Source organism: Providencia sp. PROV003, assembly GCF_045040775.1.
GTDB classification, from domain to species: Bacteria; Pseudomonadota; Gammaproteobacteria; order Enterobacterales; family Enterobacteriaceae; genus Providencia; species Providencia huashanensis.
Genome location: NZ_CP096369.1, coordinates 4212227 through 4234895, shown reverse-complemented (window position 1 = coordinate 4234895; position 22669 = coordinate 4212227). Strand labels below are relative to the sequence as shown.

Sequence of the window (22669 nt, the reverse complement as noted above, 5' to 3'; positions counted from 1 at the left end):
GTATCGTGCTGTTTTATTAATATTATAATTGATAGTGGCTTAAATATCATGAATATGGAATCATCTTTTCAAGGTGAGGATACCGTTGGCTTTGTTAAAACATTAAGCCAATTATTGACTTATCTTAATATTGAACATCACGCTTATCAATGGGGCGAATTTTTATCTAAAATTAATCCTGAGAGTACACACGATACATTCATTTCTACCGCAGAAAATATTTTTGACATTTATATTACCCCAATTGATTTACATAATTTAATGCCATCAGAACAAGGCTATCTGATAAAAAATGATTCGGGTTGGCATTTTATGAATGATGTTAATCAATGTGACACTAAAAAAAATAATGCATATCAGGTGAGAAAAAAGCATCAAGAAAAATTGAATATCTCTTTTAGTTTTACCTCGATTTTAAGAAATAAAAATTTGATGATGATATTTATCATCTCATTTTTCATTAATATTTTTGCGCTTACATCGCCACTGTATTTTAATGCTATTTATGGGCGTATTATTCCATCTGCGGCAGAATCATCATTGTGGACATTATCGATCATAGCATTCTTCTGTTTCTTTTGTGAGTTTCTACTGAAAAAGAGCAAAATGCATTATGGATTTAAAGCAATGGAAGCCTACAAAAATAATATACAGCCGGAGATACTGAATCGTGTTATAAGGAAAACGCACTCTTTTGACAATCAATGGGGGAAAGATAAAGAAATTGCATTGCGTGACTTAAAAGAGCTGGGTATTTTATTTTGGGGGATCATATCCACGAATTTTTTTGATGTTTTTTTTGTGTTAATTTTTTTATTTGTTATTTATTTAATGGCTGGCGCATTAGTTATTGTGCCTATTATATCATTATTGATACTGCTCGGTATTGGTTTCTACTATGCCTATTATTTGAAGGAGAAAAAATTTCCATATCTTCAGGCCATCACCTCCTCAACGATTGATTGCTATCAAATGAATGGTGTTGATTCGCGTTTATCCTCCGTTAATTTCATGAATGAGAATAACCTATATCAATATAACCAACATACGCATTCTGAAAAGCAAGGGTTATCCTCATTATTGGCATTTATTTCGTCAGTACAAAGTATTTTTATCACTGTTCTGGCTTTTTATCTTATTCAACATAATGATATTTCAATAGCTTCATTGTTTGCGGTGATTATTTTGTCATCGAGAGTGAGTCAATCGATGGTTTCGTTTATTCACTCAATTCCAATGATAAATAAAATCCATGCAAAAATAAAATCGTTGAATAAATTTATTGAAAATACCGCCCAGAAAGAAATAACTTCATTCAATGATAATGTTAATTTTAAATGGGTTATTCATGACGTGAGTTTGGCATTCGAAAAAAGTCATCCATTATTCAAAAATATTAATATTCAAATTAATAAAGGTGAAAAAGTTGCTTTTATCGGGCACCAAGGGAGCGGGAAAACCGTATTGTCTAAGATGGTAATGGGGTTAATATTGCCGGAAACGGGACAAATTACCGTTCAAGATCAAGATGGGCACCAAATACCGTTTAATCAAATTAGCCAACGCGTTCATTATCAGTCCCAATGGCCAATGTTATTGGGGGAGTCTTTTATGACGCATTTATGTGCTGAACAAGCTTTTCCAGAAATGATATGCAAGAAGGCCTTATCAGTCTCGTATCTAAAGTGGCTTCCACCATTATTAAGTAATGGATTATATACACTTTTCCATCATTTACCTTTTGAGTTATCGCCAGTACAGAAACAGATGTTGTCATTACCGCGTTTTGCATTAACACAACGGGATATTTGGTTATTCGATGAGCCATTGCATTTGGTTGATAATGGCGTCAAGCAGCAATTTATTCAATTAGCCAAATCCAAAATGACGCCCGAAACAACCTTATTATTGTTTGCGGATAATCTGCAATATATTGATTTGGTCGATCGGGTAGTCGCGTTTAATCAAGGGAAAATGATATTTGATGGTCCGAAATCAGATTTTTTGCAGCAATATGCATACGTCAAACCACAGGATAAAAAAGATGATTAATTTTCGAATAGGGATTTTCTGGATCATAGTCTGTTCTCTGGGAACGGCGCAAGGTCAGCAACATGATAATTTGGATGAGACAATGCAAGGGTTGATGGAGCTTATCTCACCAACTCAAACAGTGTCGAATACCCCGTTACCGCAACAAAAAATCGAAAAACAACTTCAGACATTAACTCATCAGGAAGAGCCAGAAAAAAAGATTGAAAAAATACTAGGGAAGAATACGCAGCCAGAGTCAGTCCCCTTAAAAAAAATAGCGAAAGAAACGGAGATATCGGTTGAGGTTAAGAATAATGTTGAACAGAAAAAAACACAACAACGTACAGACCCACTCACAAAACAGAATAGTTGCATGCTTTGTATTGGCAATATTCGCATTGAAAAACAAGAGAATATAAATGGTGGCTGGAAAGTAAAGATTATGGGTGATTTAATGGATAAAAAAGGGCGATTAGCGCTAAATACCTCCGTGCAATTTAAAGCGAATAATCATGCTGTGCCTCAGCAATATGAAACACAGACCAATATTAATGGTGAGTTTATTTTTACCTTCACAACGTTCAGTTCGAGTAAAACTCAAGTCGAGCTGAGTACTGATGGCCATCGACTTTTATTTGATGTTGATGGCATTTGATTTTTTGCCAGTGAATTTATTTATCGATATGTAATGATAGGATTAGACGCTGTTAGGCGTCTAATCAAAATAAAAAGGGATGAGCGGGTATTTTTGTCAAAGATACAATTTACAGTTCCCCCATTTTTATTTCTATATTTAGTCACCATAAGACTCTGTAATGGTTTAATAAAACTGTAGAGATTTATAGCTTATCATTAAGCAAAACCTTATAAGTATAAATATAACCTTATAAGTATAAATATAACCTGAAAAGTAAAAGTGACTTTAGCGCAAAGCAAAAACTCGAATATGCAAAACTCATGGTTGAAGGGGGAATATAGCAATAGCGTAATCGCCAGGACTTAGAGCCGTTAGTATTCACAAGTAAATGTAAACCTGCGCTATCAGTTAATTTATAGGGCTTGGTATCGAGTTTCTCGACCTGAATTTTAGCGTCAGTTACAGCCATGGCTAGCTTCCTGAAAGATAAAATGGGTACAAAATTCTGTCGCACGAGCATATGCCCATAATTGTACCCGCACAATGGGGGCGATATGAGTTGAAACTTTGGAAGAGTGCTGATTTTAGCGGGCGCTATAAACAAAAACCCCCGCCGAAGCGAGGGTTATAAATGCGTGGTGCCCGGACTCGGAATCGAACCAAGGACACGGGGATTTTCAATCCCCTGCTCTACCGACTGAGCTATCCGGGCAACGGAGCGTATTAAACCTGATTTCATTGGTTGAGTCAAGACGCTTTCAATAAACTTTTGACTGTATGCGCTTTTTTTCAACATGTTAGCTAGTTTTTAACCGAAAAAACATAAAAAGACTAAGGTTATTAGTCAACGCCAGCCTGAAATGGCTTTAGGGTTGACTGGCGTTGATGTTTATCGGCTTTTAACGTAAGTAATTTTTCTGAGCTTTATTCACTTTAATTAGATAATTACGTGACTCAGCGGCAGGGTGCTTAGTAGACAAGGTTTCATATACCTCACCTGGCTCTAAATTATTAATACGTTGTGCTGCTTGTTTTTTATCACTGTGAAAGACACGCAATACGCTGCCAGCCCCACCATTATAGGCCGTTATAACGGCATATCGGCGTGATGTTTGGTTACGGATATCGCCTAAATAACTGTTTTGTAATATCGCCAAATAGGCTGTACCAGTATCGATATTCTTTTCGGGGTCAAATAAATAACTACGGCTAGGAACACCGGATTTACCTTGTGAGCGGAAAACATCCTTACCCGCAGTATTTGGCATTATTTGCATTAACCCCATAGCATCCGAACGGCTTACAGCATAAGGGTTGAAACTTGATTCAATTTGCATAATCGCCAGAATTAGTGATTCATCAACACCGTATTTTGCGGCTGATTTTTTAATATATGGCAAATATTTATGAGCTCGTTTGTCTAAATGATTTGGGACTAATTGCATGGTCACTGACCAAACAACATTCATACCAGACTGGCGGCGCTGCATTTTATTTTCGACTAGATAATCAGCAAACTTTGTTGCACGCCATTCCCAACGAATAGCTTCCCCAGTGTTATCGAGTACTTGTCCAAATAAAAATGGCTCTTTACTGTGGGGAATATCATTAATATCAGAGTAAAGGTCGATAGAGTTGGGGTCATCACCCATCAATAATGTGGTGACAATTGCTTTTTTTAAGTGTTCAGAAGGCTCTATTGCTGAAATAGTTTCGACGGTGATAGTCCCTGCATCAAAGTTAATATGGCTGCGGGTACGGTATTCATCTGTGTATTTCACATAGTCTTTTGGACCTGCAATCAGCACTTCTTTAATGCCCCAAATATTTTCAATATTATGGGCAAATTGCCCCATTAAAATATCGAACCCATTGGTGTCTTTGACATGATTAGGGTTAAAGTCAGACTTTTGATTACTAGAACATGAAACAATTAGAGGGATCAATAAGCTCAGCGCAAATAGTTTTTTCATACGATTCACAGTCTTGGTGCAAGAGTCTACCTACTGAGTAGGTAGACAAACAGATTATTTTTCAGGCGTATAACCATCAATATGAATATCATGACCTTCAAACAAGAACTTGATCATTTCTTGTTCTAACATTTTACGGTCATCGGGGTTCATGGTATTGAGTTTCTTTTCATTAATGAGCATGGTTTGTTTAGCCATCCATTGACTCCATGCTTCTTTCGATATCTCGTTAAAAATACGTTTTCCTAACTCACCTGGGTAAAGCTGAAAATCTTGCCCATCAGCATCACGTTGTAAGAATGTACAAAAAATGGTTCTACTCATTAACTTTTTCCTCAAATTTCAGGTAGTAAGGCAAGCTGCTTTAATAAATTTTCAACTGGGGCAGCAAGACCGATAGTTGCACCTAAGTGTAAGTTATACCAGAGTCCCTTGCCTTCATCCATGGCAGAATTAAATGCCTGAATATTAACTTTTACAGGGATAATATCTAAATGAAAATGGCTAAATGTGTGGCGGAAGGAAATTAATTGCTCTGGCGAGTTATATTCAAGGCCAGAATCTTTTAACCATTGATTAAGTTGCTCTAAAGACTCAAATTGAGGGAAGGCAAATAGCCCACCCCAAATGCCTGATGGCGGTCGTTGTTCTAACCATACATTATCTTCGTGTTGCATAATTAAGAACCAAGCACTTTTTTCAGGGATCTTTTGTTTCGGTTTTTTTCCGGGGTAGTTCGACCATGAGTGATTCGCATAAGCAATACAGCCAAAATTAACAGGGCAAATTTCACATTTAGGTTTACTACGGGTGCAGACCATAGCCCCTAAATCCATCATGGCTTGGTTAAAAAACTCGACCCCAACTTTTGGCGTGACGTCAGTGCTAATATCCCACAGGCGGTTTTCCACTTCCTTTTTCCCCGGCCAGCCATCAACCGCATAGGCACGAGCTAACACGCGTTTAACATTACCATCTAAAATAGGGTAGTGCTGCTGTTGTGATAATGACAAAATCGCCCCTGCTGTTGAACGCCCAACACCGGGTAGAGCAAGTATTTCATCGAATGTACGGGGAAATTGGCCATTATATTGAGTGGCGACCATTTGTGCGGCTTTATGTAGGTTACGAGCCCGTGCGTAGTAGCCAAGACCTGTCCACAGGTGTAATACTTCATCAAGCGGCGCATTGGCAAGGGCTGTGACATCCTCAAAACGAGCAATAAACTTCTCAAAATACGGAATGACAGTACTTACTTGGGTTTGTTGCAGCATAACCTCTGACAACCACACATGATAGGATGATTTTTCCTGTTGCCAAGGCAAGGTTTTACGGCCGTATTTGTGATACCAGCCGAGCACTGCAGATGAAAATTGTTGAGCTTCCATTGATAATTTTATTTTTATTGATATTGCCAGTCATGGTAGGAATTGCAACATAGACTACGGGGGCTGTAAACCGCTATTGTGTGGTTTAGTGTAAAGTTAGCTAATTATCAACTGCAACCTTGCAGAAGTTTTGCTAAACTCCGATATCCTTTGTGTCTCAAAGGGGGCTAAAGGCTCCCATTTGGGGTATTTAGGGTAGGAATTGATAGGTTTGATAATGAATCACCTTAATATCACTTGATTGTTGGCACATTAACTTAATTGGGCAACTATTTTTTAGAACCTTTATTATGATCAATAATGTAATCTCCCCCGAATATAATGAAGAAGGGCGGGTTATGCGCCGAGTCCGTAGTTTTGTCCGCCGTCAAGGGCGTCTGACAAAACGTCAGGAAGACGCATTAGAAAAAGAATGGGCAGAGAAAGGCATTGATTTTATCAATCAGCCTTTTGATTTTGCCAAAGTATTCAAGAACTCAAATCCAGTGACATTGGAAATTGGGTTTGGCATGGGCGCTTCATTGGTGGCCATGGCATCACAAAATGCAGATAAAAACTTTTTAGGTATTGAAGTTCATGCGCCGGGGGTTGGGGCATGTTTAGCATCAGCAAAAGAAGAGAATGTCACTAATTTACGCGTGATGTGCCATGATGCTATCGAAGTATTGGATTACATGATCCCTGATGGTAGCTTGGCAATGGTTCAGTTGTTTTTCCCTGACCCATGGCATAAAGCCAAGCACAACAAACGTCGTATTGTTCAAGTCCCTTTTGCGGAAAAAATTCGCAGTAAATTAACAATTGGCGGTGTTTTCCATATGGCGACTGATTGGCAGCCATATGCTGAGCATATGCTTGAAGTCATGACGAGTGTCGAAGGCTATAATAATTTATCATCATCAGGTGATTACGTTCCTCGTCCTGCAACAAGGCCAGAAACAAAGTTTGAAAAGCGAGGCCAGCGGTTAGGGCACGGTGTATGGGATTTAATGTTTGAGAGGATCAAATAATGGCTAAACAACCACGTAGTCGTCGTTTACGTAAAAAAATGCGCTTGGATGAATTCCAAGAGTTAGGCTTCACTGTTAAATGGAGCTTTAAAGAAGGTACGCCGATTGAGGAAGTTGACAGCACCGTTGACCAACTGATTGCAGAAGCGATTGAGCCGAATGGTTTAGCGTTTGAAGCAAGTGGCTACATGAGTTGGGAAGGGATCGTTTGCTTACAAAAAATTGGTAAGTGTACCGAAGAGCACCGTCAAATTGTTGAAAACTGGCTAAAATCAAAAGGCATGAACGACGTCGTTGTTTCTGAGTTGTTTGATGTTTGGTGGGAATGATTTTATTGGGTTTACCTCAATGAATAAACTCAATTTTCACTAGTTTGAAGAGGCATCCAAAATTGGGTGCCTTTATTTTCTGTAGTAAACATTATCTGGAGTCAACGTTTTGAGCGCCATGTTTTCTAACCAGCTACTCAACGATATCCTAGACCAAGTACGCCCACTTATTGGAAAAGGCTGCGTTGCAAACTATATCCCTGCTTTGGGCTGTGTGCCGCCTCATCAATTAGGTATTGCTGTTTCCACTATAGATGGTGATATTTTTACTGCGGGCGAGGCATATCAGCGCTTTTCAATACAGTCCATTTCTAAAGTGTTGAGCCTCACCTTGGCGATGACACGCTATGAAGAAAATGAAATTTGGAGTCGCGTTGGTAAAGAACCTTCTGGGTTACCATTTAACTCCCTTATTCAAATTGAAATGGAAAAAGGCATCCCGCGAAACCCATTTATCAATGCGGGAGCGATAGTGATCGCCGATATGTTGCAATCTCGTTTAAGTGCGCCTAAGCAACGGATGCTAGAGTTTGTTCGAAAATTGTCTTGTGAACCTGATATAAGCTATGACACAGTGGTTGCCCGCTCAGAACTGGAACATGCAAGCCGTAATGCCGCAATTGCTTATTTAATGAAATCCTTTGGTAATTTTGAGAACGATGTTTTAACCGTTCTCGAAACTTATTTTCATTATTGCTCTCTAAGTATGAACTGTGTTGAATTAGCGAAATGTTTTTCCTATTTAACATCACAAGGAATGTCATCTTGTTCCATTGACCCAATCATCACTCCACTACAATCAAGGCAAATCAATGCGTTGATGATGACATGTGGTATGTATGATGGCTCTGGCGAATTTGCATTTCGGATAGGAATGCCCGGCAAGTCTGGTGTTGGCGGTGGTATCGTTTGTGTGGTACCAAACCAATTCACTGTAGCAGTTTGGTCCCCCGAACTCGATGCGGCGGGGAACTCTCTGGCTGGTTGTGCTGCCTTAGAGTTATTATCAAAGCGAATTGGACGTTCTGTTTTTTAACGCCACTGGTTGAAGCCATTAGTCGTTGATATAACGTTTTACTAGGAGATTTTATGTTACGTCGTACATTAATTGCATTTTCACTCCTTGCCTGCGCGACAAGCCAAGCTGCAGATTATAATTGCTCTGTCACTCCGAAAGATGACATCTTTATGACGCCAGAAAGCGTACAGGTCATTGGCCGTAGCGGTGATTTAAAAATTACCCCAGACGGCGATATCACACTCAATGGTAACAATATTGCCGCGACAGAAACGCAAAAACAGCAAGCTATCCGTTATCAATCGATGATCCGTAGTGATTTACCTTGGATAAAACAAGAATCAGAAAAAAAATTATCTACTTCAAGGGAAACCATTGATAAAGTGGTTGTTAAAGTCATTGGGGGGGATAGCAATATTCGTAACCGGTTGACTAAACTAGAAAAAGAACTGAATGGGCAAATTGATCAAATCATTGAGACTCGCCCTAACGGTTATGTATTCCATCATGAAGCGATGAAAACAGTAGAAACAAAAGGGCGTCAGCTGGTTAATGAAAGCTTAGGTGGTATTTTGCAAGATAGCATCAATGAAATGGGGCGCAAACAATTGTTATCTGGGGGCGATGCAAGCAAGGCCTTGCAAGGGATGTTGGGTAATCTAGGTGGGTTGCAGCAAGAGCTTGAGTCCGAATGGAAAACACAAGAAAAAAGCTTCCAGCAGTTTGGGCAGCAAGTCTGTGCTAAAGTGACTTCAATGGAACAACAACGCGTTTCACTACTTAACTCGCTCAAAGCTAACTAAATAGTTAATCCCGTATAAAAACAGTAAGATATAAAATCATCTTACTGTTTTATTATTTCATTCTCTGTAACTTCTCATTATAAATGTGATATTCGCATCATTAATGGTAATGAAAATGAAATTGATTCTTATTTAGTTGACATCTAAGTCACTCTCTTTACAATGCGGGTTTGGCTTAATGACTAAATTGGGATCGTTTAAATGAAAAAGTTCATTCCTGCAGTACTTGTTTCTGTATTGTCATTCTCTGCTCCTTTGGCTTTTAGCGCAGAACCGGCTGCTTTCACACCCAATGTGGTGACAGCGCAAGGTGCTGAAAAAGTCACGATTAAACATCTTTCAGGTGAAACTGAGGTGGTCAAAAAACCACAAAAGGTGGTTTTATTTGATTTCGGTGTTTATGACTCAATGCAAAAACTAGGCCTAGGTGATAAAGTCGTTGCGTTACCAACAGCAAATGCACCTGCTTATGTTAAAGGCAATATTCCAGCGTCAATGGAAAATGCAGGTGGGATGAAACAGCCCGATTTAGCAAAAATTGCACTGTTAAAACCTGATCTTATTGTGATCACGGGCCGCCAAGGCAAATCTTATGAGGCGCTATCAAATATTGCACCAACGATCAACCTAGGCTCCGATAGTAAACATTATATGGAGTCAGTAAAGGCAAATCTTGGGGTAATTGGTGAATTGTATGGCAATCAAAAATCAGTTGATGAACAACTGGCCGAATTAGATAAAACCATTGCAGATGCTCAGAAAAAAGCCGCTGATTCAAATAAAAAAGTATTAGTGTTAATGCATAATGATGGCAAGCTGATCCCAAATAACCAAGCTGTTGTCTATAACGTAGTGAAAGCACAGCGTGCTGAATTACCTATTGATGAAAATGCCGATAAGTCTAAACGCCGTGTGGTCGATAGCAAAGCCATCGCACAAGCCAATCCTGATGTGATCCTGATTATTGACCGTAGTGAAGCGATTGGTGCAGGCAAATTAGATAAAACCGTTTTTGAAGATACAAACATTCAAGAAACGAAAGCTTATAAAGATGGCAAGATTACCTATTTACAATCTGACTTGTGGTACTTGTCAGGTGGTGGCTTAGTCAGCTTAACTGAACAAGTGAATGCTGTCGTTAATGCCCTGTAATTAATATCTGCCGTTGTCTTATTGGCTACGGTAATATTTACTATCCTCATTGTTATTGTCGTTTATTTCTTTTTTATCTCTAAATAAAAAGCCCGCATCAGGTGTTGATGCGGGCTTTCAATGAACGAGAAAATATACCTTCGCTTAACAAACGATTTTTTGCTTAAAAATCATTCCTCATCTAAAAACAATTCTAACAACGAGTTGAGAAACAGTTTTCCATGTTCTGTAATTTGCCATTCGTTATCCGTCTCAGTGATATAACCCTTTGTTAATGCTTCATCAATAGCTGGTCTAACTGTTGATTCGGGTAACCCAGTATATTGGGTAAATTCATCACGAGGCATTGCTTCAAGTAAGCGGAGACGGTTCATAAAATATTCAAATGGCCTATCTTTGGTGTCAACATCATAGGATTGATGAATGTAACGACCTTCCATATAGCCACGAGGGTGCTTGGTTTTTACTGTACGTAAAATTCTTCCATCTTCAAATGTGATTTTACCGTGTGCTCCACAGCCAATACCAAGGTAATCACCGAATCGCCAATAATTAAGATTGTGCTCGCATTGATAACCCGGTTTGGCATAAGCTGACGTTTCGTATTGCTGATAACCAGCTGCACTCAATAATTTATGACCTTCTGTATAGATATCCCACAGAGTATCGTCGTCAGGTAACGTGGGAGGGCGTGACCCAAATTGAGTATTAGGTTCAATGGTCAACTGATACCAAGACAAGTGCGGTGGGGCAAGCTCAATAGCTTGACGTAAATCAGATAAACCTTCATTGCGAGTTTGAGATGGGAGGCCGTGCATTAAATCGAGGTTAAAGCTTCTCAAATTTAAATTTGTCGCTAATTGAGCGGCACGCTTTGCTTCATCAGGACCATGAATGCGACCTAATGTTATTAATTTATCATTACCAAAGCTTTGCACACCAATGGAAATTCGGTTGATCCCCGCAGCTTGATAGCCAGCGAAACGGTCTGCCTCTACCGTTCCGGGGTTAGCTTCCATGGTAACCTCAGCTTGTACATCTAACTGGATACGTTGGCGAATACCATCCATCAAGGCTTGCATGGACTCGGCAGTTAACAGACTCGGGGTTCCCCCACCAATAAAAATAGTTTTGACAGGGCGTTCACCAATTAATTGCGCATCAATATCAAGGTCTGCCAATAGGTGCTCAACATATTCCATTTGGGGAATTTCCCCTTTGAGGGTGTGTGAATTGAAATCACAATATGGGCACTTTTGCACACACCAAGGAATATGAATATATAAACTCAATGGTGGTTGTTTAAGCATTTTTTAATGCTTCCAACATCATTGTTAGGGCTTTACCACGATGTGAAATGGCTTGTTTTTCTGCTTTAGTTAACTCCGCTGAAGTACAACCCAATTCAGGGATATAGAAAATAGGGTCATAACCAAAACCCCCTTGGCCTTTACGTTCACGAGTAATAATGCCTTGCCAACGACCCTGGAATACTAAGGGAGTCGGGTCTTCTGCATGGCGTAAATACACTAAAACACAGTTAAATTGTGCCTGACGTTGGCCATCAGGCACATGTTCCATTGCATTAAGTAATTTTATAAGGTTTTGCTCATCATTCGCCTCTTCCCCCGCATAACGTGCGGAGTAGATACCCGGAGCTCCTCCCAGTGCATCAACAGAGATCCCTGAATCATCGGCAATTGCGGGTAAGCCCGTTTGCGCCGCAGCATGTCGGGCTTTCAGGATAGCATTTTCAATGAAGGTTAAACCTGTTTCTTCAGCAGATTCAACACCTAATGAAGTTTGCGCGACAATATCCATACCAAAATCACGGAGTAAGTCGGCTAACTCATTCACTTTTCCCGGATTGCCGGTGGCTAAAACAACTTTTTGCATCATTTAGAACTCATTTTTACATAATACCAATGGAATACATCATTGCTGTGAGTGATGGGTCAATCCATAAGGAAATATCTACACGCAAATAGTTAAGCGCAATCAAGATAAACATCACAATCATGGCTGAGAAGTCTAACCCGCCCATTGCTGGAATAATACGACGGATTGGTGCCATTAATGGTTCTGTTAATTGGTACAATAAATAGTCAACAGGGTTACGGCCTTGGCTGACCCAGCTTAAAATAGCGCGGATTAAAATCATCCAGAAAATCAATTTACCTGCGTAGGTTAATAATAAAATAACCCCCATAGGTAGGATCGTAACACCTAAAATTGGCAGTAAATTAGTTGCCCACATACCGAAAATAATTGCAGCTAATGCCAGCACAAAAGCGACAACAACTGAAGCGGTATCGACTGAGCCAATAGCGGGGATCACTCGACGTAATGGCCCAACAATGGGTTGAGTTGCCTTAACGACAAATTTTGAAAATGGGTTATAAAAATCGGCACGTACACATTGCATCCAAACACGCAGTAGTAAAACAAAAATGTACAGCTGGATCAGGGTAGTGACAACAAAAACGATAGTCTTCATGGCAAATTCCGCGATTAAATTAAAAAAGTTTTTCCATCTCTTTGGCTCTGTCAATTGCACTTTGCATTGCATTGGCAACAGTTTGCGGAAGATTTCCATTATAAAATTGTTCTAAAGCCATCGCGGTAGTACCGCCTTTAGAGGTGACCTGTTCACGTAATGTTGAAAAGGCTGTATCACTTTGTGATTTAGCTAGTTCCACAGAGCCTTCTATGGCATTGAGGACTAATTCACGGGCTTGCACACTATCATAACCGAGTTGTTGCGCTTTTTGCTGCATTGCTTCCATAAATAAGAAGAAATAAGCAGGGGAACTGCCTGTAATCGCAATAATATTATTGATCTCTTGCTCTTTTTGGCACCAAATTGTTGTCCCAACGCTTTGCATGAGTTCTTGTGCGAATTTTTTGTCTTGCTCTGATACTTGCCCTTGAGCAAACAACCCACTAACGCCTTTACCCACTAATGATGGCGTATTTGGCATAATGCGCACTAAATTAAGCGGGTGTGCGAGGTATTCGTTATAGCGTTCAGCAGGGATGCCCGCAGCAATGGTGAGGACTAATTTTTGGTCAAAATTGGTAACTTGTTGCAGTGGCTCACAGACCTCTTTCATCATTTGTGGTTTGACTGCGAGCATAATCACATCGGCGGCTTGCACTGCGGCTAGGTTGTCATGGCGACTGATTATACCGTACTGTTCGGCGAGTTTGTCACGGCGTACAGGGGTTGGAGAACAAACCGTGATCATGGATGCAGGGTAACCGTGGTTAACCAAACCTGTAATAATGGCTTGAGCCATATTTCCGGCACCGATGAAGGCAATTTTACGATGTTGCATTCTGTTCTCCTTATTTATTGGTGATACTGGCGAGCGCCAAAAATAGCGGTTCCTATACGTACCAAAGTAGAGCCGCAATGAATTGCTGCGCGCATGTCATCAGTCATACCCATCGAAAGTGTATCGACGGTAGAGTAATTTGTTTGTAATTGCTTAAATGCAGCATCCATCTTGCGAAATGTGGCACACTGGCGTTCGTAATCTGTTTCGGGGGCAGGGATTGTCATTAAACCACGTAATACCAGATTAGGCATAGTGGCGACTTGGGCGGCTAGTTCGTTTAATTCCGCTAAGGTGATCCCCGATTTACTATTCTCATCACTAATATTGATTTGGATGAGAACATTTAAAGGGGCTTTATCGCTAGGACGTTGGTCGTTCAATCGTTGAGCGATTTTTGCCCTGTCAAGGGTGTGAAACCAATCAAAGTGTTCGGCAACTAGGCGGCTTTTATTGGATTGTAATGGGCCGATAAAATGCCAAACAAGGTCATTCCTATTTGAAAAATATTGAATTTTTTCAACACCTTCTTGAACATAATTTTCACCAAATTGGAAAAGACCAGCCTCAATGGCTTCTGAAATAGCTTCACAAGGTTTGGTTTTACTTACAGCAAGCAGCGTAATGTCTTGTGGTGAGCGTTGGCACTCTGCGGCGGCAAGATCAATACGTGCTGTGACATCAGAGATATTATTTTGAATGGTCATTGTTTTATTCAATATAGTTTAATTCAATATTGGTGTATTCACGTACAGGTCTATTTACCAAGTAGATGAATTGCGGTTATTGACCATAGTGTAAAGCAAATCGCGTCAGAACGGCACCTTTGCATAGGGGGAATTCAAAAAAATACTGATTAAGCTTGATAAAAAAGCATTTTCTAACAGTGTCCTTAAATCTGCTTTCCCAGATAATAGCAAAAGGCCGATTGATTCATAACAGACGGTGATGCTGACAAAATAGGCACATTAATGACAGCAGTAAAAGATAACGGCAACCCGAACTCGATAATCAAAACTGTGTTGAACCCCTTGTAATGATTTCCAATTTAATAACTTCTTGTTTTATTGGTTCTTTCCGGTCGGAAATTTTATCTAAAAGCATTTTTATCGCTAATTCGCCTATATACTGAGTGGGTATTTTAACCGTAGACAGTTCGGGGTTTAAATAATTGCAAAGGTCAGTATCATTGAATCCGATCACGGCAACATCTTTAGGAATCGTGATGTTAAGCTGCTTTGCTGCTCGATAAAGCGCACCAGCTAATAAGTCATCATCGCAAAATACAATATTGGGTTTTTGCTGAAGTAAAGATGCTGCATTTTGGGTTGCTTCAGCAAGGTTAAAGGATGAGTAAATGACACATTTAGATTTTTCTACATAGTTTAATGACTCGAATTCATTGTTAAATAATTTATGGCGATTTAGAAAATGTTGCCTTGGGATATCAGATCTAAAAAAACCAACCTTAAACCGTTTCATTTTATGCGTAATAGAGAACGCAGATTTGATCGTTTTATCAATATCTAAAAGAATGTCATTATTTTTTTCATCATCAGACTCTATGAATATCAGCTTATCTCGGTAATTTTCTAATAATTCGATATGTTTTTTTTCACATGAATAAATAATGCAGCCACTAATTAGTTTACTTTGAAATAATGAAAATAAATGTTCAGACCATTGTTTGTTGGCATAACTATCTAAAAGAATTAAAGAATACCCGGATTTGGTTGCTGAAAGCTCTGCAGCATGAACGACTTTTCCGAAATAGGGTTGTTGAATATCGGGGACAATAAATGCAACGGTACGTGAATTTCCACTACGTAAAATTTGTGCATTGATATTAGGCTGATAGCCTAGCTCTTTTGCCACACAGAGGATTTTTTCACGGGTTTTTTCAGATACTCGGCCTTGGTAACGACCACTAAATACAAGAGATACAGCCGACTGTGAGACGTTAGCTAAACGGGCGACATCTTTACTGTTAACAGTAGACATTTTTTCTCCATATCAAGAGTGAAAACATAAAAAATACTTTATAAACAGATGGATGCGTTATTCTAAACGAATTAAAAATGATCTAATACGCTCATACTAAATGATAAATTTTGTTTGGGCTTATTAATTTGCAAGCTTTATGTTTTTATGTGATCCATGTCAAGTCATACGTATTACTTGCTGTGAAGTATATCACTTTATTCTTGTTTAATACCCAGTACATTAATTAAAACCAAGAAATGCATTAGAGGAAAATGCTCAGTAGTAGAATCAATGTTTTTATTAGCCATACCGAATGTACATTGTATATAAACGTGTTTACGTAATATTGAGTGAGGTAAATAAATTATTATGAGCACAATTACTCGATTAAAAATAGTCTCGTTTATGCAGTTTTTTATATGGGGCTCTTGGCTAGTTACATTTGCTTCATATATGTTTAATACACTCCACTTTACAGGTGGAGATGTTGGGTTAGTCTTTAGTTCTTTAGGCATTGCATCACTATGCTCACCTATTTTAATGGGGCTAATTGCAGATAGAATTAATAATAGAAAATTCGTCTATGTTACCATTCATTTAATATCGGCGTTTTTTTTGATTGCAATGGCACATAGTACTTCGGTTAGTTTGCTTTTCGCCATGACATTAGTTCATCTGATTTTTTATATGCCAACAATGTCAATCTGTAATAGTATAATTTTTGAAATACTGGATAGGGAAAAATTAAAATCAGAAAATTATTTCCCAAAAATCAGGGTGTATGGAACTGTTGGTTTTATAGCTGCAATGTGGATTATTAGCTTATTAAAGTTAGAGATGAGTTATTATCAATTGTATATAGCAGCAATAGCTTCCGTGGCTTTAAGCCTTTATTCTGTTATTTTTATATCGGTAAATAAAGATAACCATAATTTGGAATGTGATCCTCATTCATTTAAATTTAGTGATTTGGCTGTCTTATTTAGGAAATCTCAAGTCGTTGTTTTCTTGTTTTTTTCTATGCTGCTAGGGTCTGTTTTACAAATCACGAATACTCTCGGTGTACCCTTTTTGCAGGATCTGGCTGCCGCACCAGAGGCTCAAAACTCTATTTTTTCAACCTACCCGACAATTTTTTTATCAATATCGCAATTCTCAGAAGTGATTTTTATATTGTTACTTCCTTTTTTATTAAAGTATATCAAGATAGAAAAAGTTTTATTGTTGAGCATGATAGCTTGGATTTTACGCTTCGGGTTATTTGCATATGGTGATTTTACCTATATAGGAACAATAGCATTATTCCTTTCAATGTTAGTATATGGTTGCGCCTTTGATTTCTTTAATATTTCGGGTTCTTTATTCTTGGAAAAAGAAATAGCACCTGAATTTCGTTCTACAGCACAAGGCGTATTTACTACTTTAGTTAATGGATTTGGTACTTTCTTAGGTGCCATATTGAGTGGCTGGGTATTAGATCTTAATACGATAAATGGGGTTGTAGATTGGAAAATGTTTTGGATTGTATTCACTAGCTATACGATTACATTCACATTTATTTATGTACTGTACATGTTTTTTTCAAATAGAAAAAAACAGCATGCTTATTCATAAAAATGTAAAAATATTGAGGTATATATTATGTTAGATACTCATCAATACTCTATTGCTGATATTAATTTAGCAGATAAAGGAATAAAACGTATTAATTGGGCCAAAGCACATATGCCTATTATGCAAAGTTTAATTGAAAGACTTGAAAAAGAACAACCATTTAAAGGTCTGACAATTGGTATTTGTTTACATGTTGAAGCAAAAACAGGGGTATGGCTTGAAGCCTTGACAAAAGGTGGCGCAAAAATTGCTATTACAGGTTCTCCTGGTTCTACACAAGATGAAACAGCGGCAGCATTAGTAAAATATATGAATGTGAGTGTTTTTTCGAGGAGAGATGAATCTTTTGAAGACCATATAGCCTATTGTAAAAATGTCTTGGAAATGAAGCCGGATATCATCGCCGATAATGGTGCAGATTTACATGAGCTGGTTCTTACCGATCCTAAATTTAAGGCATTACAAAAAGTAATTATTGGTGCGACGGAAGAAACAACCACAGGAGCAAATAGGTTAAGGGAAGATTTCACATCTCAGCTTTGGCCAACATTAATTATTAATGATACTCAGTCTAAAAGAATTATAGAGAATCGATATGGTGTTGGCTCATCTGTTGTGGAAAGTATTGCTCATGCAACTAATGTAATGATACACGGTAAAAAAGTAGTGGTGATTGGATATGGTTATTGTGGCTCTGGTGTGGCACAGCGTTTTAGGGGAATGGGGGCACATGTTACGGTAGTAGATACAAATCCGCTTACTCGATTAGAAGCTCATTTAGAAGGTTTTCAAACTGCTGAATTAATCAGTACGTTACAGGATGCCGACTTTGTTGTGAGTGTCGTTGGGCGAGATAATATACTTACTACAGAACATTTTTCTGCAATGAAAAATAATGTGCTTGTGGCTAATGCGGGGCATTTCCAACGTGAAATTGATGTGAATGCATTGAAGAATTTAAGTAATAATAGTGAAGAGGTCATACCTAAAATTAATAAATACCAATTGAAAACGGGTAAAAATATATTCCTAATGTCGGATGCAAACCTTGTTAATTTGTCTGCAGGAAATGGTAATCCTATTGAAGTTATGGATTTAGGCCTCGCTTTACAAACATTAAGTTTAGAAAAAATTGCTTTAGATAGCAAAGCATTAAAAAATATTCCGCAACCTGTTCCTTTTGATATAGAAATGAAAGTAGCACAACTTGCGTGTGATAACTGGATAACGCATTAAGCTACTTGTACATACTTCAAGTTACATTGTGTTGATTATACTGAGTTTGCTGAGTCGTTTAGCTTATCTAGGCTCCAGGTCTAACTTTGCTTATTGCCTACATGTATATTGAATTATTAAGAGTATATTGTCTTATAAGAAGCTGGTGTGATTAGCGCTTTTTGTAGGAATTAACTTTGAGTGACTAATATGAAGAATAAATTTTCTGTTGCATTACTTTTAAGTATTATCATCCCATTGTCTTATGCTGATAACCTAGTGGAAATTAATATCCTTGGTACGTCTGATATTCACTCTTTCATAAGTGATGAGGATTATTTTAATAATCTAAAAAGTGAAAAATATGGTTTGAAATCGCTAGTTGGTGCGATTGAAAAATTTAGGCATGATAATAAAAACACCTATTTAGTTGATGTTGGTGATTTATTATCTGGCAACCCATTAGGAAATCATATTATTAAACGCTATAACCAAAATGAAAGCTATTATCGTATATCTCCTGTTATCTGTAGTTTAAATGCACTTAATTATGATGTAGCAACCCCTGGTAATCATGATTTTGATAATGGTGCTGAGTTTTTGAAATGGTCTTATTCTGGAGCGAACTTTCCAGTAGTTTTAAGTAATGTTATTGATAATACGTCACAAAAAAGCCTTTATCCTGAGTATATTATTCAGGAAAAAGAGGTTTTAGATGACGCGGGTAATAAGCATTTACTGAAAATCGCATATTTAGGGTTAGTTCCTATGCAAACAATGCTTTTTAATAAAAGCAAACTTGAAAGTGAGATTACATTTACTGATATGCTAGATGCTGCAAATAGTACTGCTATTCAGGCGAAAAAAGATGGGGCTGACTTGGTTATTGCCTTATCTCATTCAGGTATTGATGTATCACAAGTTGAACATGGTATGGAAAATGTCGCATTTTATCTTGCCAAAAATCCGAATATAGACGGTATTTTATTTGGTCATACTCATGAAGTTTTTCCTTCTGAAAAAATAACAGCTAATGAAAATATTAATGTTAAGGATGGGAAAATGTTTGGCAAGCCAGCGGCTCAACCGGGTAAGTGGGGGGAGTCACTATCCGCTATTAAATTTGTTCTAGAAAAGAATAATGATAAGTGGGATATAAAAAGTAGTAAAGGATATCAAGTCGATAGAAAAAATTCTGTTGCTAAAGAGAGTACTATTGAGAAAATATCGTTGTGCATAAATGATACAGAACAAGACTTAAAAAGTGACTTAGACAAAGAAGTAAGCCAAGACAAATTTAAAATCAATAATAATTTTAATCTGATTGGAAATGAAAGCCTAACAACTGTACTTGCGGACTCCCTTCGTTATTATATGCGAAATTTTACGAGTGAAAGCGATAAGGTGTTAATTTCTATTTCACCATCTTATTCATTAAATGATGCAAGTTTTTTTGTTGACATACAAGACAGGAAAATAACCAATAGGGATTTAAACAAGATTTTTTATCCCGCTTCTTTATCTGCATTAAAGGTAAACAAGCAACAATTAATCGAATGGTTGGAAATGAGCTCAAATATTTATAATATGCCAATAGATGAGTCTACACCATTAATTAATACTAATGCCCATAGCTTTTTATTTTACCCAATTATGGGGCTAACCTATGATGTAAATATTAGCAAATTACCGTTATATGATTTATACGGTAAGAAAAATGAAGGGGCTACGGTAGGGAGAATTTCGAATATTCGCTATAACAATAAAGAAGTGGTCGATACAGACTCATTTATTATTGTTGCGAGTAAGTACGCACCGTACTTTCAAAAGCACAAAGATGCTCCTTACTTAGATATTGGTAATGAAAGAAATATTGATATATTTACGGGGTATATTTCGGCGCACCATGAATACCCACAGCCGAAAAATAATTACCGTATAGTGTCGGATATACCATTAGAAATGAATTTGATATTACCCCATAATACAGATAAATCAGCAACATTTTTATGGGGAACTGAGTATCCTTTGCAAGTAAAAAGCCAAGATACAAAATCAGTAACTTACCAAATAAAAATAGCCCAGTGATATTAAAGACTATCTTAGGGGGCAGTTAGTCCTCTACTTTTAGTGGGCTCTCAGTAAGGGAGCCCCACTTAGTTTTGCTCAAACCAGCTTTCAAGGATAACAACAGCAGACGCCGAGTCTACTTTTCCTTTGCTTAATGCACGGTAACCACCTTGCTCAAAAAGACCAGCTTTTGCTTCTACAGTGGATAGCCGTTCATCATGCAATTCGACTTTGACACCAAAGCGACCATGAATGCGGTTGGCAAAATTACGAGCTTGGCTTGTGACGAGTTGCTCGGTTCCATCCATATTAAGTGGCAGGCCGACAATGACCAATTGAGGAAGCCACTCTTTAAGTAATTTTTCGATTTGTTGCCAATCAGGGCGACCATCGTTGGCTTTTAAAGAAGCCAACGGTCGAGCAGTGCCCGTAATTTCTTGCCCAATAGCAACACCGATACTTTTAGTTCCAAAATCAAAGGCGAGCAAAGTTCTTCCAGACATTAAGCGTGCCCCGCTTGCATTGAAATAGTATGAATATTAACACCGATTAATTTTGCAGCAGCAGCCCAGCGTTCATTAATAGGGGTATCAAAAATGAGCTTAGGGGAAGCTTCCACCGTTAACCAGCTATTTTCCATAATTTCTCGTTCAAGTTGGCCCGGTTCCCAGCTTGAATAGCCGAGTGCTACGAGGGAGTTCTCGGGGGAATCCTCACCACCAAGCGTTTCTAAAATATCTTTGGAGGTGGTGACCATGACATCTTCATTTAAGTGTAGGCTAGATAAGAAACCAGTTATTGGTGTGTGTAAGATAAACCCATGTTCTTCTGCCACAGGGCCACCAGCAATTACAGGCCTTTCTAAGTTACGGTTATTAACTTTATCAGATATCGTAATTTCAAGTTTTTTGAGCATTGTATCGACGGAAAAATCATCAATAGGCTTATTAATTACTATCCCCATCGCCCCTTTTTCATTGTGCTCACACACATAAACAACAGACTGTTCAAAATAAGGGTCTGTTAGGGATGGCATGGCGATAAGAAAATGGTTTTGCAGATTCAAACTAAGGCTCCATTGAATTTAATAACAACTTTAAAACAACCAGTTAAAAAGACCTAAACAGGCCTTTTTAACCATTTATGGCTTATTTTTTTAGGCGACGTTCAATCGCATCCATCAACATACCCGTGATAGAAATATCGAATGCTGCTTCGATTTCACGCGCACAGGTTGGGCTAGTAACGTTAATCTCAGTCAGACGGTCACCAATAATATCAAGACCAACAAAAATTAAGCCTTTTTCTTTCAGCGTTGGCGCGACAGCCCGTGCGATGGCCCAATCACTTTCACTAAGAGGACGAGCTTCACCTCGGCCACCAGCGGCAAGGTTACCACGAGTCTCACCTTGTGCAGGGATACGTGCCAAGCAATATGGAACAGGTTCGCCATCGACAACTAATACACGTTTATCACCGTCTTTAATTGATGGTAAAAAGTTCTGAGCCATACAGTAACGGGAACTATGTTCGGTTAGCGTTTCAATAATGACACCAACATTTGGGTCATCTTGTTTTAGACGGAAAATGGAAGCGCCACCCATGCCATCTAATGGTTTGAAAATAACATCCCCATGTTGCTGGTGGAATTCTCTCAGTTTTTGTGGGCTACGAGTGACTAACGTATCTGGTGTCAGCTCAGGGAACCAAGCGGTAAATAATTTTTCATTACAGTCACGCAGACTTTGCGGTTTATTGACAATTAAAGAGCCCGCTTGTTCTGCTCTCTCTAAAATATAGGTAGCGTAAATAAATTCGGTATCAAAAGGCGGATCTTTACGCATTAAAATAGCATCAAGTGAACCAAGAGCGATGTCTTGCTCACCATGAAACTCATACCATTTGGCAGGGTTTTCTTCGACAGTGACTATTTTAGTTTGTGCTCTAGCCTCACCTTGGTGTAAATACAGGTCATTCATTTCCATATAATGGATTTCGTAACCACGACGCTGAGCTTCCAACATCATCGCAAAACTGGTGTCTTTCTTGATTTTGATGGATGAAATTGGGTCCATCACTATACCGAGCTTGATCATTTTTTCTCC

General features: G+C 38.4%; 22 protein-coding genes, 1 tRNA gene and 1 pseudogene. 10 read left to right on the top strand and 14 right to left on the bottom strand.

All coding sequences use genetic code 11. From position 1 onward, the window contains the following. The first annotated feature begins 48 nt into the window (after positions 1-48). Together M1F14_RS19505 and M1F14_RS19500 are read left to right on the top strand one after the other, a co-directional pair. A complete protein-coding gene (locus M1F14_RS19505) occupies positions 49-2052 on the top strand; it encodes an ATP-binding cassette domain-containing protein (RefSeq protein ID WP_129466821.1) in 2004 nt (667 codons plus the stop codon). Beyond that, positions 2045-2689 (top strand): hypothetical protein, encoded by a 645-nt coding sequence (locus M1F14_RS19500; RefSeq protein WP_129466820.1) that lies wholly within the window; start codon positions 2045-2047, stop codon positions 2687-2689. Before M1F14_RS19505 ends, M1F14_RS19500 begins: the two co-directional genes overlap by 8 nt. Positions 2690-3005: 316 nt before the next feature. Here M1F14_RS19500 and M1F14_RS19495 read toward each other — a convergent pair. From M1F14_RS19495 to mutY, 5 genes and pseudogenes are all read right to left on the bottom strand, one after another. Further along, a pseudogene (locus M1F14_RS19495) lies at positions 3006-3140 on the bottom strand (Arm DNA-binding domain-containing protein); the annotation flags it as partial. Positions 3141-3307: 167 nt separating this feature from the next. Beyond that, positions 3308-3383: transfer RNA gene (locus tag M1F14_RS19490), tRNA-Phe, on the bottom strand. 187 nt (positions 3384-3570) lie between these two features. Then, the gene (gene mltC, locus M1F14_RS19485) at positions 3571-4644 is read right to left on the bottom strand and encodes a membrane-bound lytic murein transglycosylase MltC (protein WP_042848739.1); all 1074 of its coding nucleotides are present in this window, start codon (positions 4642-4644) and stop codon (positions 3571-3573) included. A 54-nt stretch (positions 4645-4698) separates the two neighbouring features. Then, positions 4699-4968, bottom strand: a complete 270-nt coding sequence (locus M1F14_RS19480) for an oxidative damage protection protein (protein ID WP_042848738.1) — start codon at positions 4966-4968, stop codon at positions 4699-4701. Positions 4969-4979: 11 nt separating this feature from the next. Further along, entirely contained in the window at positions 4980-6032 is a 1053-nt protein-coding gene (gene mutY / locus M1F14_RS19475) for an A/G-specific adenine glycosylase (protein ID WP_048608261.1), read from the bottom strand. A gap of 290 nt (positions 6033-6322) precedes the next feature. Between mutY and trmB the strand changes: the two genes are divergently transcribed. From trmB to M1F14_RS19450, 5 genes are all read left to right on the top strand, one after another. Continuing rightward, the gene (trmB, locus tag M1F14_RS19470) at positions 6323-7042 is read left to right on the top strand and encodes a tRNA (guanosine(46)-N7)-methyltransferase TrmB (RefSeq protein WP_042848736.1); all 720 of its coding nucleotides are present in this window, start codon (positions 6323-6325) and stop codon (positions 7040-7042) included. Beyond that, on the top strand, positions 7042-7371 hold the full coding sequence (locus M1F14_RS19465) for a YggL family protein (RefSeq protein WP_042848735.1): 330 nt from the start codon (positions 7042-7044) through the stop codon (positions 7369-7371). The genes trmB and M1F14_RS19465 overlap by 1 nt, the downstream gene beginning before the upstream one ends. A gap of 109 nt (positions 7372-7480) precedes the next feature. Beyond that, positions 7481-8407: a glutaminase B gene (gene glsB, locus M1F14_RS19460; protein WP_042848734.1), complete on the top strand. Its 927-nt coding sequence runs from the start codon at positions 7481-7483 to the stop codon at positions 8405-8407. 53 nt (positions 8408-8460) lie between these two features. After that, positions 8461-9192, top strand: a complete 732-nt coding sequence (locus M1F14_RS19455) for a DUF2884 family protein (RefSeq protein ID WP_042848733.1) — start codon at positions 8461-8463, stop codon at positions 9190-9192. A gap of 201 nt (positions 9193-9393) precedes the next feature. Continuing rightward, positions 9394-10344 (top strand): siderophore ABC transporter substrate-binding protein, encoded by a 951-nt coding sequence (locus tag M1F14_RS19450; protein WP_181469117.1) that lies wholly within the window; start codon positions 9394-9396, stop codon positions 10342-10344. A 170-nt stretch (positions 10345-10514) separates the two neighbouring features. Here M1F14_RS19450 and hemW read toward each other — a convergent pair whose 3' ends face one another. The 6 genes from hemW to M1F14_RS19420 all read right to left on the bottom strand — a co-directional run bounded on the left by hemW (position 10515) and on the right by M1F14_RS19420 (position 15683). After that, positions 10515-11654, bottom strand: coding sequence for a radical SAM family heme chaperone HemW (hemW, locus tag M1F14_RS19445; RefSeq protein ID WP_071547809.1), 1140 nt, complete (start codon positions 11652-11654; stop codon positions 10515-10517). Continuing rightward, positions 11647-12240 carry an RdgB/HAM1 family non-canonical purine NTP pyrophosphatase gene (rdgB, locus tag M1F14_RS19440; RefSeq protein WP_071548825.1) on the bottom strand — a complete coding sequence of 198 codons (594 nt, stop codon included), beginning with the start codon at positions 12238-12240 and terminating at the stop codon, positions 11647-11649. Before rdgB ends, hemW begins: the two co-directional genes overlap by 8 nt. Before the next feature lie 16 nt (positions 12241-12256). Beyond that, positions 12257-12841, bottom strand: a complete 585-nt coding sequence (locus M1F14_RS19435; RefSeq protein WP_042848730.1) for a YggT family protein — start codon at positions 12839-12841, stop codon at positions 12257-12259. 19 nt (positions 12842-12860) lie between these two features. Next, positions 12861-13682, bottom strand: a complete 822-nt coding sequence (proC, locus tag M1F14_RS19430) for a pyrroline-5-carboxylate reductase (RefSeq protein ID WP_181469118.1) — start codon at positions 13680-13682, stop codon at positions 12861-12863. Positions 13683-13696: 14 nt separating this feature from the next. Continuing rightward, positions 13697-14389, bottom strand: coding sequence for a YggS family pyridoxal phosphate-dependent enzyme (locus M1F14_RS19425; RefSeq protein ID WP_181469119.1), 693 nt, complete (start codon positions 14387-14389; stop codon positions 13697-13699). A 304-nt stretch (positions 14390-14693) separates the two neighbouring features. After that, positions 14694-15683, bottom strand: coding sequence for a LacI family DNA-binding transcriptional regulator (locus M1F14_RS19420; protein ID WP_042848727.1), 990 nt, complete (start codon positions 15681-15683; stop codon positions 14694-14696). A gap of 351 nt (positions 15684-16034) precedes the next feature. Here M1F14_RS19420 and M1F14_RS19415 point away from each other — a divergent pair, with 351 nt between their 5' ends. The 3 genes from M1F14_RS19415 to M1F14_RS19405 all read left to right on the top strand — a co-directional run bounded on the left by M1F14_RS19415 (position 16035) and on the right by M1F14_RS19405 (position 20582). Continuing rightward, positions 16035-17279: an MFS transporter gene (locus M1F14_RS19415; RefSeq protein ID WP_071547811.1), complete on the top strand. Its 1245-nt coding sequence runs from the start codon at positions 16035-16037 to the stop codon at positions 17277-17279. A gap of 27 nt (positions 17280-17306) precedes the next feature. Continuing rightward, a complete protein-coding gene (locus tag M1F14_RS19410) occupies positions 17307-18515 on the top strand; it encodes an adenosylhomocysteinase (RefSeq protein ID WP_071547812.1) in 1209 nt (402 codons plus the stop codon). A gap of 189 nt (positions 18516-18704) precedes the next feature. Then, positions 18705-20582, top strand: coding sequence for a metallophosphoesterase (locus M1F14_RS19405; protein WP_048608248.1), 1878 nt, complete (start codon positions 18705-18707; stop codon positions 20580-20582). Between the two features lie 68 nt (positions 20583-20650). On the opposite strand, the gene ruvX is transcribed toward M1F14_RS19405, so the two are convergent. From ruvX to gshB, 3 genes are all read right to left on the bottom strand, one after another. After that, positions 20651-21067: a Holliday junction resolvase RuvX gene (gene ruvX, locus M1F14_RS19400; RefSeq protein WP_042848722.1), complete on the bottom strand. Its 417-nt coding sequence runs from the start codon at positions 21065-21067 to the stop codon at positions 20651-20653. Then, complete coding sequence (locus M1F14_RS19395; RefSeq protein WP_042848721.1) at positions 21067-21630, bottom strand: YqgE/AlgH family protein; 564 nt, start codon at positions 21628-21630, stop codon at positions 21067-21069. Before M1F14_RS19395 ends, ruvX begins: the two co-directional genes overlap by 1 nt. A gap of 82 nt (positions 21631-21712) precedes the next feature. Beyond that, positions 21713-22660 (bottom strand): glutathione synthase, encoded by a 948-nt coding sequence (gene gshB, locus M1F14_RS19390; RefSeq protein WP_129466814.1) that lies wholly within the window; start codon positions 22658-22660, stop codon positions 21713-21715. Between the last annotated feature and the right edge of the window lie 9 nt (positions 22661-22669).

Bases quoted from the DNA above. Each gene is read 5' to 3' on its own strand.
- M1F14_RS19505 (WP_129466821.1), top strand. From the start codon at position 49: ATGAATATGGAATCATCTTTTCAAGGTGAGGATACCGTTGGCTTTGTT.
- M1F14_RS19500 (WP_129466820.1), top strand. From the start codon at position 2,045: ATGATTAATTTTCGAATAGGGATTTTCTGGATCATAGTCTGTTCTCTG.
- mltC (WP_042848739.1), bottom strand. From the start codon at position 4,644: ATGAAAAAACTATTTGCGCTGAGCTTATTGATCCCTCTAATTGTTTCA.
- M1F14_RS19480 (WP_042848738.1), bottom strand. From the start codon at position 4,968: ATGAGTAGAACCATTTTTTGTACATTCTTACAACGTGATGCTGATGGG.
- mutY (WP_048608261.1), bottom strand. From the start codon at position 6,032: ATGGAAGCTCAACAATTTTCATCTGCAGTGCTCGGCTGGTATCACAAA.
- trmB (WP_042848736.1), top strand. From the start codon at position 6,323: ATGATCAATAATGTAATCTCCCCCGAATATAATGAAGAAGGGCGGGTT.
- M1F14_RS19465 (WP_042848735.1), top strand. From the start codon at position 7,042: ATGGCTAAACAACCACGTAGTCGTCGTTTACGTAAAAAAATGCGCTTG.
- M1F14_RS19455 (WP_042848733.1), top strand. From the start codon at position 8,461: ATGTTACGTCGTACATTAATTGCATTTTCACTCCTTGCCTGCGCGACA.
- M1F14_RS19450 (WP_181469117.1), top strand. From the start codon at position 9,394: ATGAAAAAGTTCATTCCTGCAGTACTTGTTTCTGTATTGTCATTCTCT.
- hemW (WP_071547809.1), bottom strand. From the start codon at position 11,654: ATGCTTAAACAACCACCATTGAGTTTATATATTCATATTCCTTGGTGT.
- rdgB (WP_071548825.1), bottom strand. From the start codon at position 12,240: ATGCAAAAAGTTGTTTTAGCCACCGGCAATCCGGGAAAAGTGAATGAG.
- M1F14_RS19435 (WP_042848730.1), bottom strand. From the start codon at position 12,841: ATGAAGACTATCGTTTTTGTTGTCACTACCCTGATCCAGCTGTACATT.
- proC (WP_181469118.1), bottom strand. From the start codon at position 13,682: ATGCAACATCGTAAAATTGCCTTCATCGGTGCCGGAAATATGGCTCAA.
- M1F14_RS19425 (WP_181469119.1), bottom strand. From the start codon at position 14,389: ATGACCATTCAAAATAATATCTCTGATGTCACAGCACGTATTGATCTT.
- M1F14_RS19420 (WP_042848727.1), bottom strand. From the start codon at position 15,683: ATGTCTACTGTTAACAGTAAAGATGTCGCCCGTTTAGCTAACGTCTCA.
- M1F14_RS19415 (WP_071547811.1), top strand. From the start codon at position 16,035: ATGAGCACAATTACTCGATTAAAAATAGTCTCGTTTATGCAGTTTTTT.
- M1F14_RS19410 (WP_071547812.1), top strand. From the start codon at position 17,307: ATGTTAGATACTCATCAATACTCTATTGCTGATATTAATTTAGCAGAT.
- M1F14_RS19405 (WP_048608248.1), top strand. From the start codon at position 18,705: ATGAAGAATAAATTTTCTGTTGCATTACTTTTAAGTATTATCATCCCA.
- ruvX (WP_042848722.1), bottom strand. From the start codon at position 21,067: ATGTCTGGAAGAACTTTGCTCGCCTTTGATTTTGGAACTAAAAGTATC.
- gshB (WP_129466814.1), bottom strand. From the start codon at position 22,660: ATGATCAAGCTCGGTATAGTGATGGACCCAATTTCATCCATCAAAATC.